This is a genomic window from Oceanisphaera submarina (genome assembly GCF_046521305.1).
In the GTDB taxonomy this organism is placed as follows: domain Bacteria; phylum Pseudomonadota; class Gammaproteobacteria; order Enterobacterales; family Aeromonadaceae; genus Oceanimonas; species Oceanimonas submarina.
The window spans coordinates 104,715-118,010 of the sequence record NZ_JBKGFN010000002.1; the positions used below are offsets into that span (position 1 = coordinate 104,715).

The 13,296-nt window shown below is 57.4% G+C and carries 14 protein-coding genes; all 14 read right to left on the minus strand.

The genetic code is table 11. The annotated features are described in order from the left end of the window. Positions 1-25: 25 nt before the first annotated feature. The 14 genes from rlmN to nlpI all read right to left on the minus strand — a co-directional run bounded on the left by rlmN (position 26) and on the right by nlpI (position 13,208). Positions 26-1,144 (minus strand): dual-specificity RNA methyltransferase RlmN, encoded by a 1,119-nt coding sequence (gene rlmN / locus ACLEIV_RS03115; RefSeq protein WP_410455200.1) that lies wholly within the window; start codon positions 1,142-1,144, stop codon positions 26-28. Positions 1,145-1,366: 222 nt separating this feature from the next. After that, entirely contained in the window at positions 1,367-2,887 is a 1,521-nt protein-coding gene (locus ACLEIV_RS03120; RefSeq protein WP_410455201.1) for a nucleobase:cation symporter-2 family protein, read from the minus strand. Positions 2,888-3,074: 187 nt separating this feature from the next. Then, entirely contained in the window at positions 3,075-3,506 is a 432-nt protein-coding gene (gene ndk, locus ACLEIV_RS03125) for a nucleoside-diphosphate kinase (protein WP_298715563.1), read from the minus strand. Between the two features lie 437 nt (positions 3,507-3,943). Beyond that, on the minus strand, positions 3,944-5,248 hold the full coding sequence (pepB, locus tag ACLEIV_RS03130) for an aminopeptidase PepB (RefSeq protein ID WP_410455202.1): 1,305 nt from the start codon (positions 5,246-5,248) through the stop codon (positions 3,944-3,946). A gap of 222 nt (positions 5,249-5,470) precedes the next feature. Further along, positions 5,471-5,671 carry a Fe-S cluster assembly protein IscX gene (iscX, locus tag ACLEIV_RS03135; protein ID WP_104485299.1) on the minus strand — a complete coding sequence of 67 codons (201 nt, stop codon included), beginning with the start codon at positions 5,669-5,671 and terminating at the stop codon, positions 5,471-5,473. A gap of 12 nt (positions 5,672-5,683) precedes the next feature. After that, positions 5,684-6,022, minus strand: a complete 339-nt coding sequence (gene fdx / locus ACLEIV_RS03140) for an ISC system 2Fe-2S type ferredoxin (RefSeq protein ID WP_071471225.1) — start codon at positions 6,020-6,022, stop codon at positions 5,684-5,686. A 2-nt stretch (positions 6,023-6,024) separates the two neighbouring features. Next, the gene (gene hscA, locus ACLEIV_RS03145; RefSeq protein WP_410455203.1) at positions 6,025-7,869 is read right to left on the minus strand and encodes a Fe-S protein assembly chaperone HscA; all 1,845 of its coding nucleotides are present in this window, start codon (positions 7,867-7,869) and stop codon (positions 6,025-6,027) included. Positions 7,870-7,874: 5 nt separating this feature from the next. After that, positions 7,875-8,393: a co-chaperone HscB gene (hscB, locus tag ACLEIV_RS03150; protein ID WP_410455204.1), complete on the minus strand. Its 519-nt coding sequence runs from the start codon at positions 8,391-8,393 to the stop codon at positions 7,875-7,877. A gap of 10 nt (positions 8,394-8,403) precedes the next feature. Continuing rightward, positions 8,404-8,727, minus strand: coding sequence for an iron-sulfur cluster assembly protein IscA (gene iscA, locus ACLEIV_RS03155; protein ID WP_104485303.1), 324 nt, complete (start codon positions 8,725-8,727; stop codon positions 8,404-8,406). Positions 8,728-8,739: 12 nt separating this feature from the next. Beyond that, positions 8,740-9,126 carry a Fe-S cluster assembly scaffold IscU gene (iscU, locus tag ACLEIV_RS03160; protein WP_410455205.1) on the minus strand — a complete coding sequence of 129 codons (387 nt, stop codon included), beginning with the start codon at positions 9,124-9,126 and terminating at the stop codon, positions 8,740-8,742. A 39-nt stretch (positions 9,127-9,165) separates the two neighbouring features. Then, on the minus strand, positions 9,166-10,380 hold the full coding sequence (locus ACLEIV_RS03165; RefSeq protein WP_410455206.1) for an IscS subfamily cysteine desulfurase: 1,215 nt from the start codon (positions 10,378-10,380) through the stop codon (positions 9,166-9,168). Between the two features lie 90 nt (positions 10,381-10,470). After that, positions 10,471-10,929, minus strand: coding sequence for a Fe-S cluster assembly transcriptional regulator IscR (gene iscR / locus ACLEIV_RS03170; RefSeq protein ID WP_410455207.1), 459 nt, complete (start codon positions 10,927-10,929; stop codon positions 10,471-10,473). 97 nt (positions 10,930-11,026) lie between these two features. Next, entirely contained in the window at positions 11,027-11,752 is a 726-nt protein-coding gene (trmJ, locus tag ACLEIV_RS03175) for a tRNA (cytosine(32)/uridine(32)-2'-O)-methyltransferase TrmJ (protein WP_410455208.1), read from the minus strand. A 580-nt stretch (positions 11,753-12,332) separates the two neighbouring features. Continuing rightward, the gene (gene nlpI, locus ACLEIV_RS03180; protein WP_410455209.1) at positions 12,333-13,208 is read right to left on the minus strand and encodes a lipoprotein NlpI; all 876 of its coding nucleotides are present in this window, start codon (positions 13,206-13,208) and stop codon (positions 12,333-12,335) included. Positions 13,209-13,296: the final 88 nt, after the last annotated feature.

Genomic DNA, 13,296 nt, shown 5'->3' on the forward strand with positions numbered 1-13,296 from the left:
CCCTTTACACCAATGGTTTTTATTCTTAAACCATTGTGACGGATATACTTTGTTCCTGCATCCGTTTTTTCATGGTGCGCTTGGTCCGGTCAATCACATCCCCTACCAGCTGACCGCAGGCGGCATCAATATCATCGCCGCGGGTCTTGCGAATGGTGACGGTGTTGCCATATTGCATCAACACCTTGTTGAAGCGATCGATACGGCTGTTGCTTGGTTTCTCGTAATCATTACCCGGGAAGGGGTTGAACGGAATCAGGTTGATCTTGCAGGGCAAGTCTTTCAACAGCTCGGCCAGCTCATGGGCATGCTGCATGTCGTCGTTGACATGATCGAGCAGCACATACTCTATGGTGACCTTGCCGTGGTTGGCGTTAGACTTGGATATGTAGTTGCGCACGCTGTCGAGCAGGGTGGCAATATTGTACTTGTCGTTAATCGGCATGATCTCGGAGCGAAGCTTGTCGTTCGGCGCATGCAGCGAGACCGCCAGGGCCACGTCAATCATGTCACCCATCTTGTCCAGCGCAGGTACCACACCGGAGGTAGACAGGGTCACCCGACGCTTGGACAGGCCGAAGCCATAGTCTTCCAGCATCAGGCGCATCGCCGGTACCACATTGTTCAGGTTGAGCAACGGCTCGCCCATGCCCATCATCACCACATTGGTGATCGGCTTGCGGCCCGAGTCACGCACAAAGCCTACCCGGCTGGCGGCACGCCACACCTGGCCGATGATCTCGGACACCTTGAGGTTGCGGTTGAAGCCCTGCTGGGCAGTAGAACAGAATTTACAGTCCAGGGCACAGCCGACCTGGGAAGACACGCACAGGGTGGCTCTGTCACCATCGGGAATATAGACGGTTTCCACTTCCTGACCGCCGACCTGCATGGCCCACTTGATGGTGCCGTCGGCGGATTTTTTCTCGACGCTGATTTCCGGCGCACGGATCTCGGCCTGCTGCTGCAGCTTGCCGCGCAGCACCTTGTTGATGTTGGTCATCTGCTCGAAGTCGTCACAACCGAAGTGATAGATCCATTTCATCACTTGATCGGCCCGGAACGGTTTCTCGCCCAGTTCATTAAAGAACGCACGCATGCCGTCACGATCCAGATCCAGCAGGTTTACTTTTGTTTCACTCATCGGTTGCCTCTCGCTTTCTGACCAGAGCCCACAGGGCGCGAAATTGTACAGAATTTAGCATGCGGTTGCCAGTGGCGCCGCCCTTAGCGCGGGTGAAACCACACCGAAAATAAAAAGCCGCCTGATGATAGGCGGCTTGGTTGGCAATATTGGTCGACGGCATGATCCGCCGTCATATTCCTTTCATCGACTCCCCCTCAACACCGGCAAGGAGGTTCAGGCTCAGTGACCCGTAATCGGTTTATTCCCCACCGCCCTGGCTGCAGGGCGGGCCTTCTTGCAGTTTTCGATGGTGACTTCATTACCTTCCGCATCGAACAGCTTGCCATCGGTGAAGTAATCCCCTTCGCTCAGGCAGGCGATGTCTTCCTGACGGATGGTGCGCTCGGTACCGGCAGAGAAGACCGACTGTTTATCCGAGTTGCCCGCTTTCACATGGTTGAACAACAGGTTCAGCAGTATGGCCATGATGGCGGTGGAGCTGATGCCGGAATGGAAGATGGTGGCAAACCAGTCCGGGAAGTCATGGTAGAAAGAAGGTGCCGCTATCGGCAGCATGCCGAAACCGATAGAGGTGGCCACGATAATCAGGTTCATGTTGTTGTGATAGCTCACCTTGGCCAGGGTACGGATACCACTGGCGGCCACGGTGCCGAACAGCACGATGCCGGCCCCCCCCAATACGGCGGTAGGTACGGTGGCAATCACGCGCCCCATGATGGGCATCAGGCCCAGCGTCATCAGGATCAGACCGGCAAAGGCCACCACATAACGGCTCTTGACGCCGGTTACCGCCACCAGGCCCACGTTCTGGGCGAAGGCGCTCTGGGTGAAGGAACCAAACAAGGGCGCCACGGCACTGGAGATCATGTCGGCACGCAGGCCATCCCCCAGACGACGAGAGTCGACCTTGGTATCGATGATGTCACCCACAGCCAGGATGTCGGCAGAAGTTTCTACCAGAATCACCAGCACCACGATCAGCATCGAGATAATGGCCGCGACTTCAAACACCGGTGCGCCGAAGTGAAAAGGCGTAGGAAAGGCAAAGACAGGACCTTCCAGCACGCGGGAGAAATCGACCAGCCCCATGGCCCAGGCACCCAGGGTACCGAACACCATGGCCAGCAGAATGGACAGGCGGCTGATGGCCGCATTACCCAGCTTGCTCAACACCAGCACCATGGCCAGCGTCAAAGCGGCCAGGCCTATGTTGGTCATGCTGCCGAAATCTTCGGCTCTGCTGTTGCCCCCCATGGCCCAGCGCGCCGCGACTGGCATCAGGGTCAGACCTATGGTGGTGATCACGGCCCCGGTTACCAGGGGCGGAAAGAATTTGATGATCTTGGAAAAGATGGGCGTGATCAGGAAACCAATCACAGACGCGGCAATCACGGCGCCAAACACCGACGGCAAGCCCCCGCCCGAGGTGACGATGGCCACTATGGTCGCCACACTGGCGAAAGACACACCCTGCACCAGCGGCAGCTGACAGCCGAAGAAGGGCAGCCCCATGGTCTGCAGCAAGGTGGCAATACCGCCAATAAACAAGGAGGCGGCGATCAGCATGCCGATTTCTGCCGAGCCCAGGCCGGCGGCCTGACCCACGATAAGCGGTACGGCGATAATGCCGCCATACATGGTCAGTACGTGCTGAAAGCCGTAAGCGACGTTGGCGCCAACGCCGAGGTTTTCATCTTCTGGACGGGCCTGTGAAGGGCGGGCCGATGATTCTGTAGTCATTAGTTGCTCCCTGCATGTTTATATTATGTACACGATAACCACGACTAATATAATGATTTATGTAAAAATTAATGTAAACAATTTTTACACTAAGCGCATACAAAATTAACAAAAGGTTCATCACCGCCGAATGCCAGACACAAAAAAAGGAGCCGAAGCTCCTTTTTTATTCACCTGACGCTATCCCTTAACGGGTGCGCGGGCACAGTTCTTCATCGCTGAAGAAATAAGCGATTTCGCGCGCGGCAGAAGCGGCGGCATCGGAACCGTGTACGGCGTTTTCGTCGATGCTGTCGGCGTAGTCGGCACGCAGGGTACCGGCCAGGGCGTCGGCCGGGTTGGTGGCGCCCATGATTTCACGGTGACGCAGTACGGCGTTTTCGCCTTCCAGAACCTGAACCATTACCGGGCCGGAAGTCATGAAGCTAACCAGCGCCTTGAAGAAAGGACGCTCGCTGTGCTCGGCGTAGAAACCTTCAGCCTGTTCCTGGCTCAGGTGTACCATTTTGGCGGCAACGATTTTCAGGCCGGCAGTTTCAAAACGGTGATAGATGGCACCGATCAGGTTCTTTGCTACGGCATCAGGCTTGATGATGGAAAAAGTACGTTCGATAGCCATGTGTGTTCCTTAAATAATCAATAGGACGGAATAATCGCGCGGAATTATACGTAAAGCCGGCCCAAGTTAACACCATTGCCGAGTAATTTAATTGCACCCTAAGTTAGCCAAAGGCCGGTGCATCGACTATCGGACAGAGGGCCCGCTCCGCCAACTCGCTCAAGCACTTCCATGTGACACTCAGCACATGACATCCCTGTCATGTGATGGTCGGCGGAGCAGATCCCTTTGTCCTCCCTTGAAGCTTCGGCGTTGCCAACGATCAGCTCCGGTGCCGAAGAGAGGCAACAGAGAAGGTCTCTCACGACCGTGAAATACCATGGACGGTATTTCCGAGCCCCCACGGATGGGTTCATGGCGTGTCGTGAGAGGCGGCTGTGTTGCCTCTGTTGCCGCCATATTACAGACTCTTAGTCTCATGCCGGAGCTGTTAACGCTTAGTATTTCCCTTCACACACCTGGGCCAACATGGCGGCGATGGTGCGCACGCCGTGGCCCTTGCCACCGGCCGCCCACAGATCATTGGCCGACCTCTGGTAAGAACCGGCCAGATCCATGTGCACCCACTGGCAATCGCTTTCCGGGACGAAACGCGACAGAAAGGCCGCCGCAGTAGACGCTCCGGCCATACCTTCACCGCCGTGAATATTGGCCATGTCGGCAAAGGACGAGGTCAGCTGGCCTACATGGAAGGGTTCCAGCGGCAGGTGCCAGGCCTTCTCGTATTCGGCCCGTGCCGCCTGTACCGTGCTCTGGGCCAGCGCTTCGTCCATGCTGAACACGGCATTGTAATCCCGGCCCAGTGCCATCTTGGCGGCACCGGTGAGGGTAGCCGCATCGAGAATAAAGGGTGCACCAGTGGCGCCCGCCGCCAGCAGGCCATCGGCCAGCACCAGCCGGCCTTCCGCATCGGTATTGAGGATCTCGACGGTAATGCCGTTCTTGTAGGTGAGAATGTCGCCCAGCTTGAAAGCATGGCCCGAGACCAGGTTTTCGGCACAACACAGGAACAGCTTGACCCGCTGCTGCAGGCCACGCTGAATGGCCAGCGCCAGGGCCCCGGTCACGGTGGCGGCACCACCCATGTCGGACTTCATCACCGCCATGCCGTCGGACGACTTGATGCTGTAACCGCCGGAATCGAAGGTAATCCCCTTGCCCACCAGTGCGGCGGCAACCGGCGCATCGGCCTTGCCGGTCGGATTAAAGTCCAGCTCCAGCAGGGTCGGAGGACGTTCGCTGCCCCGGCCGACTTCATAGATACCTACATAACCCAGATCCTTGAGCTGCTCGCCGCTGTAGGTACGATAAGTGACTGCATTGGGGGCCAGTGACTGGATGAACTTGCCTGCCTCGGCGGCCAGGAAGGCAGGATACACCTCTTCCGGGGTACCGTTTATCATCTTCCGTACCCAACGTGAAGACCGGTTACGCGCCTCGAGCTCGGCCAGCTCATCCGCCGCCGTCTCGCCCCACTCCAGCCGCTGACCGCCACGGGCATTGTAGAAGCCCTGGGCGAAGGCCCAGCGACTTTCCAGCTGCCAGCCATCGCCGCTCAGCCGTACCGCCTTGATGCCCATGGCATCGAGTTTGCGCCCGGCCTGTTGCGCCTTGCGTTCCCGTTCGGCGGCGTCGGGCACATGCACCCATGCTTCATCATCCTTAAAACTCAACAGCGCCTTGTCGCCCCACAGGGTTGGGGCGTTTTCGGCACAGAGTACGACATTCATCATTGCAGACATGAGCATTCCTTATTCTGTCGACTGAAAAACGGCAAAAGCCACAGCAGAACTGTGGCTCAAAAACAACGGTAAGCTGTAAATAACGCAATCGCGGTGCGGGCTCTGCGCTGTGCTTATAGATTCCGCGACGTTTACCGGTTTGTGCCGGACAAACCGGCGTCTGCAAAACCAGAAACCATAAACACACCCGTCAACCACTCGGGTAACTGACAACTCACGGCTTTATTCATATTCATCCATCCAGACCATGATGATGGCCTCGAGGATGCGTTCGCTGGAATGGGCTGGATCGTCGTCAAAGTCTTCCAGTTCGCAGATCCACTGATGCAGATCGGTAAAACGCACCGTTTTCGGATCCGTCTCCGGATAAGCCTCCATCAACTCCAGTGCTATATCACGACTGTCGGTCCATTTAAGACTCATACACCCTCCTGATCAATGACCTTCGGATACCATGTTCACGGTATATTTGGGGATCTCGACCACCAGATCCTCATCGCTTACCCGGGCCTGGCACCCCAGGCGCGACTCGGGCTCGAGTCCCCAGGCCTTGTCCAGCATATCGTCTTCCAGCTCGCAGCTTTCTTCCAGCGAGTCGAAGCCTTCCCGCACTATGACATGACAGGTAGTACAAGCGCAGGACTTTTCGCAGGCGTGCTCAATGTCGATACCATTGCGCAGGGCCACATCCAGCACGGTTTCACCCAGTTTGGCCTCAAGAGCCGCCCCTTCGGGGCACAGCTCTGCATGGGGCAGAAAAACAATCTTCGGCATCGTTACACCTTATCCACACGTTGACCGGCCAGCGCCCGGCGAATGGAAGCATCCATACGACGGGCGGCAAAATCGGCCGTTTGCTTATCGGTTTCTTCTATCGCCACCTTGATGGCTGCCAGATCCTGCCCTTCGACGCTGCGCTGCAGCGACTCGACAGAGGCCAGGATGTCGGCGCGTTCCTGCTCGCTGAGCAGTTCGTCACCGTCAGTGGCCAGGGCGCTGACGATATTTTCAATCACCCGCGCCGCCTCCACTTTCTGTTCGGCCAGCATACGAGCGTCGATGTCTTCTTTGGCATGTTCAAAAGACGCGGTCAGCATGGTGGCTATATCTTCTTCGTTCAGGCCGTAAGAGGGTTTCACCTCGATGGCGGCCTGCACCCCGGAGGATTTTTCCATGGCGCTGACCGACAAGAGACCGTCCGCATCCACCTGAAAGGTAACGCGAATATGGGCGGCACCGGCAGCCATGGGCGGTATGTCGGTCAGGTTGAAGCGAGCCAGGGAACGGCAATCGGCTACCAGCTCGCGTTCACCCTGCACCACATGAATGGCCATGGCAGTCTGACCGTCCTTGAAGGTGGTGAACTCCTGGGCCCGGGCCACCGGTATCGTGGTGTTACGGGGAATGATCTTCTCCACCAGGCCCCCCATGGTTTCCAGCCCCAGCGACAGCGGTATCACGTCCAGCAGCAGCATGTCGCTGTCCGGCTTGTTGCCGATCAGCACATCGGCCTGAATGGCCGCGCCGATGGCGACCACCTTGTCGGGATCCAGGCTGGTCAGGGGCTCGCGGTCGAAAAATTCGCCGACTCGCTCACGTACCAGCGGTACCCGGGTCGAGCCGCCGACCATCACCACTTCCCGCACTTCGTCGGCGGTGACACCGGCATCTTTCAGCGCCCGGCGACAGGCCATCAGCGTCTTGTTGACCCAGGGCAGGATAAGCGCATCGAAGTCGGCGCGACTCAGGACACCCTGCCAGCCTGCCCAGCTGACCGACACGGTATCGCTGTCGGTCAGTGCCTGCTTGGCGGCGCAGGCCGCGTCCAGCAGGTTACGTTGCTGGGTCGGGCTCAGCTCGGTGATGTTGGCCTGTTGCTGGATCCAGTCGGCCAGCGCATGGTCGAAATCATCGCCGCCCAGGGCGGAATCACCGCCGGTGGCCAGCACCTCGAACACGCCCTTGTGCAGACGAAGCACGGAGATATCGAAGGTACCGCCGCCGAGGTCATAGACCGCAATCACCCCTTCCTGACCGGAGTCCAGGCCATAGGCAATGGCGGCGGCGGTAGGCTCGTTGAGCAGCCGCAGCACCTCGAGCCCGGCCAGCCGGGCCGCGTCCTTGGTGCCTTGTCGCTGGGCATCGTCGAAATAGGCCGGCACTGTGATCACGGCGCCCTGTATCGGGTTGCCCAGGCTGTGCTCGGCTCTTTGTGCCAATGTTTTCAGGATCTCGGCCGACACCTGTACCGGATTGACCGACCCCTGAGGCGTGTCCAGCTCGATAACACCATTGCCGGTTTCCTTGAAGGCATAGGGCAGCCGATGGCGGGGAATATCCGCCAGGGCCTTGCCCATCAGCCGTTTCACCGAGGCTATGGTGTGCTGCGGATCAAACTCGGCCTCGCGTTTGGCGTCATGGCCAACCCGCAGATCCTCCTGGGTGTAATGCACCACAGAGGGCAGCAAATCGCGCCCCTGCTCATCGGACAGGGTTTCGGGCAGGCCGCTGCGTACCACGGCTACCAGCGAGTTGGTGGTACCGAGATCGATACCGACTGCCCACTTGTGTTCATGAGGAGCCGCGCTCTGGCCCGGCTCGGAAATTTGTAGTAATGCCATGAGGTTCAGAATTCCTGCTGCGCATCTTCCAAACGTTCGAGTTCGGCATGCAGCTTGGTCATGAATTTAAGTTTACGCACCGTATCGGCAGCATCCGGCCACAGGGACGAGCCGAGCTGTTGCTCGAGCTCGGCATAGTATTCGGCAGACGCCTGTTGCAGTTCCCGATCAAACGCCATGATGGCGCCAAACACATCCTGAGCACCGTCAATCTCTTCCATCTGCTCACGCCATTCCATCTGTTGCATCAGAAACAGCGGATCCTTCAGGGTCTGTTGCTCGGCACGGATGTCGATCCCCTGCAAGGACAGCAGATATTCGGCACGGTTCAGGGGGTGCTTGAGGGTGGTGAACGCATCATTGATATGGGCGGCACGCTGTACCGCCTGAAGGCGCTCCCGCTCGGGGCGGGAGGCAAACTTGTCGGGATGGAACTGCATCTGCAGCTGGCGATAGGTGTCGGCCAGTGTCTGGCTGTCGAGGGCAAACTCTGCCGGTAAGCCAAACAGCTCGAAGTAGTTCATGCCGGGGTCCTTAAACGTTAAAGCTTTCGCCGCAACCACATTCCCCGTCGATATTGGGGTTGTTGAATTTAAAGCCCTCGTTCAGGCCTTCCTTCGCGAAGTCGAGTTCGGTACCGTCCAGATACACCAGACTCTTGCTGTCGACGATCACCTTGACCTCGCCATGCTCGAACACCTGGTCGCCTTCGGACAGTTCGTCGACGAATTCCAGCACATAGGCCAGGCCGGAGCAACCGGAGGTCTTGACCCCCAGCCGCAGTCCCAGGCCCTTGCCTCTGTTGTTCAGAAAAGTCTGCACCCGCTGTGCAGCCGCATCGGTAATGGTGATCGCCATGGTGTCTCCGTCTTACGCCAGGTTTTTCTTCTTCTTGTAATCGTCGATTGCTGCCTTGATGGCATCCTCTGCCAGAATGGAGCAGTGGATTTTCACCGGCGGCAGGGCCAACTCTTCCGCAATCTGGGTATTCTTGATGCTGGCTGCTTCGTCCAGGTTCTTGCCCTTTACCCACTCGGTGATGAGCGAGCTGGAGGCGATGGCAGAGCCACAGCCGTAGGTCTTGAACTTGGCGTCTTCGATGATGCCATCGTCGCTGATCTTCAGCTGCAGCTTCATCACGTCGCCACAGGCCGGCGCACCGACCATACCGGTCGCTACGTTGGGATCATTCTTGTCGAAACCACCGACGTTACGGGGGTTTTCATAGTGATCTATTACTTTTTCGCTGTAAGCCATGATTTAGTTCCTCACCCATGCTTCAATGATTTAGACACCTTAATGGTGTGCCCATTCAACCTGATCCAGATCTATTCCGTCCTTGAACATTTCCCACAGCGGAGACATGTCGCGCAGACGACCGATGGCCTCGTTGACCAGGCCCACGGCGTAGTCAATCTGTTCTTCTGTGGTGAAACGGCCGATGCTGAAGCGGATGGAGCTGTGTGCCAGCTCGTCGTTCAGTCCCAGGGCACGCAATACATAGGAAGGCTCCAGGCTGGCCGAGGTACAGGCCGAACCGGAAGAAACCGCCAGATCCTTCAGTGCCATGATCAGCGACTCACCTTCTACATAGGCGAAACTGATGTTGAAAATACCCGGTACCCGCTGTTCCAGATCGCCGTTGACATAGACTTCTTCGATGCCCTTTACACCGTCATACAGACGGTTGCGCAGCGCCAGAATACGCTCGCCTTCGGCGTGCATTTCTTCTTTGGCGATGCGGAAGGCTTCACCCATGCCGACGATCTGGTGGGTGGCCAGGGTGCCGGAGCGCATGCCGCGCTCGTGACCGCCACCGTGCATCTGGGCTTCCAGACGAACGCGCGGCTTGCGGCAAACGTAAAGCGCACCGATGCCCTTGGGACCGTAAACCTTGTGGGCAGACAAAGACAGCAGATCGATGTTCATGTCCTGCACGTCAATGTCGGTCTTGCCGGCGCTCTGGGCGGCGTCCACATGGAACATGATTTTGCGGCTGCGGCACAGTTCGCCGATGGCCTTGACGTCCTGAATTACGCCGGTTTCGTTGTTCACATGCATGATGCTCACCAAGATGGTGTCATCACGCATGGCATTTTCGATTTGTGCCAGGGTGAAGAGGCCGTTGGGCTGGGGCTCGAGATAGGTGACTTCGAAACCTTCACGCTCCAGCTGACGGCAGGGATCCAATACTGCCTTGTGCTCGGTCTTGGAGGTAATGATATGCTTACCTTTTTTACCGTAAAAATTGGCAATACCCTTGATGGCCAGGTTATCGGATTCGGTTGCACCGGAGGTGAACACGATTTCGCGAGGATCGGCGTTAATAAGGTCTGCAATCTGATTGCGGGCAATATCGACCAGTTCTTCCGCCTGCCAGCCGAAGCGGTGCGAGCGGGAAGCAGGGTTACCGAAAATACCGTCTTGAGTCAGGCATTGCATCATTTTTTCGGCGACGCGAGGGTCTACCGGGCAGGTAGCCGCATAGTCGAGATAAATGGGCAGTTTCATCATATTCTCCGTTCCAACGCTGCCCTGTTCGGCAGTCTTGTCATCGACATTTAAAATTGAATGTTTCAGGCTCACTTGCTGCTACTCGGGCTAGTCCAGAGTCAACAGGCTCAGATTACTGTCTTGCTGCTCGGAAATCTGCCGAACCTCTTGCTGGTCAACCAGCTCGGCCAGGCTGATCCCGTCGAGAAAATTGCTGATCCGATCACTGAGCGCACACCAGAGCGAATGGGTCAGGCACTGGTTACCACTCTGGCAGTCCCCTTTGCCCTGACACTTGGTGGCATCCACCGACTCGTCGACGGCAGCGATGACCGCCCCCACCGAAATGGCGGCAGGCTTCATCCCCAGTAGGTAACCGCCACCGGGACCACGTACACTGCTGACCAGCCCCTGCTTGCGCAAACGGGCGAACAACTGCTCGAGGTAAGACAGGGAAATACCCTGACGCTCGGATATATGGGCCAAGGACACGGGGCCGGCTTCGCCGTGCAATGCCACATCCAGCATGGCAGTTACCGCATAACGTCCTTTTGATGTCAGTCTCATGTGATTAAACCGTTTCCAGACATGGGCTCAGGGTGTCATACCCGAGTGTTTCAGTCAAGTATAAGACCGACCGGAAAACTCGGCTATTCGGCGCCCGCTAGCGACCCTTTTTCTGCACCGATGTCAGGATACCGCGTAGTATGTTCAGCTCGTAACCTTCCGGTCGCGCCCGGTTAAACAGACGTCGCAATTTGGTCATAACCTGTCCCGGATGGGGCTTGATGATAAAACCGGTTTCCAGCAGGGTTTGCTCCAGATGCTGATAGAAGCGTTCCAGATCTTCGGACAAGGGATAGTCCTGTTCCATCTCGGTTAAGGCACCCTCTCCCTGCGCGCGCGCCAGCCAGGCCATGCGCACTTCGTAACTCAGGGTCTGTACTGCCATCGCCAGGTTGAGTGAGCTGTATTCCGGGTTGGCAGGAATGGCCACATGAAAATGGCACTGCTGCAACTCGTCGTTACTCAACCCGGTACGTTCCCGGCCGAACACCAGCGCTACCTTGTGACGAGGGGCTTCGGCCATGGCTTTTTCACCCGCTTCCCGGGCATCCAGCATGGGCCAGGACCAGGTACGCGAACGGGCACTGGTACCGATGACCAGGCCACAATCGGCCACGGCCTCGGCCAGGGTAGGCACTATGCGGGCGCTACCCAGTATGTCGTTGGCGCCGGCGGCCAGGGCAACGGCCTGGCTGTCTGGCGTGCTGACCGGATCGACCAGCCACAGCTCGCCCAGGCCCATGGTTTTCATGGCGCGGGCGGCAGAGCCGATATTGCCGGTATGTGAGGTATTGACCAACACGATGCGAATTTGCTCAAGCATATTCATGAGATCCAAGGGTGCTTAAGGCGCAGGATTCTAGCACAGTCGAAGACAGCTGTAAGCCTTAGGCCATCAGCGTTCAGCTGCCCGGACCACTTGCGGCTCGGGTTTGTGATGGTGGTGGTTACGGATCGATTTCAGTGGGGAAACCAGCCAGTGGGATAAAGAGGCAACACAGCCGCCTCCCACGACACGCCATAAACTCATCCCTGAGGGCTCGGAAATGCCATCCCTGCATTTCACGCTCGTGGGAGGTCGTCTCTGTTGCCTCTTCCTGAGCTTCGAGTTGCCTGTAGACAGTGCCAACAGATGACTCTGCGGCATCAGGGAGGACAAAGGGATCTGCTCAGCCGCACCATCCGCACCACGGATGGTGCGGCTGAGCCTACATGGAGGTATTCTCGGCGTGTCGGCGGAGCTGGCCCTTTGTCCGACCTTTACAGAGCAACCAAATAGATCAGTTATTTAATCAGTTTGGTATGAGTCAATCCCTGCTGCCTCTTCTGACGCCCGAGTTAGCTGTTGGCATCACAAACAGACGATGCCGGAGCTTCGAAGAGGCCAAGGGGATCTGCTGCTTTTAACGCTTGAGCCGAGCCTGCTCGCCGATGAGATCAAGCTCCAACAGTGCATAGCGATGCTCGACAAAGTCGTAGATATTGGTTGCCAGCGCCAGCTTGAAATAGACCAGCGCCTGCTCCGGTTGCTCATTGCGTTGGGCCTGCTTCGCCAGGTAAAAATAAGCTTCGCACAGGCGTTCGGCCAGCTCCTGATTATCCTCGCTTTCTTCCGCGATCCGGTTGAGCAACTCTTCATCGCTCATCGACCCCAGATAGACATTGACGATATCCCAGGCCCACTCGTCGGCACCGTGGATCTGCCGATGGCTGCGCAAGGCATCAAGCGCCGCTTCGTGATCCGACTGCTCCAGCGCCAGATACCACCATAGTAACCGATAAGGATCGGCGGGATCTTCATCCAGGAAGGTTTTCAGATCCCGCGCCGCCAGAGTGGGACGACCGCCGTAATAAAGGGCGATGCCCCGGTTCAGGTTGGCGTAGGCATAATCCGGCGCCAGCTCCAGGGCCGAGTCGAAGGCCTCATAGGCTTCGTCGAACTCCTGATTCTGAGTCAGGTAGACACCGTTGAGGTTATAGGCATCGGCAAAATCGGGCCTCTCCCGCAAGGCCCGGTTAAAGTCCAGCCGGGCCATGGCCCTCAGGCCCACCCTGTCGAATACCACGCCGCGCTGAAAAAACAACTCGGCACGTTGCTCCGGCGTCAACCCCGGTGAATTCAGCATTTGCCCCAGGCGGGCAATCCCCAGCTCACTTTCATAGGAAACCTGCATGGGTACCGGCAACACCAGAGTGGGAGTGACTACTCGAGGTGCGCTGCAGCCGACCAGCATGAAACCAAGAAGGGCTAAAGGAGCGAACAATAATCTGTCGTTCAAGACGGCTCCGAACTTGTCTTATTATGACCACATGTTATGCAGCTCCACGACATTTGTCATGTTGCAAATGCATTTCACAACAAAAAGG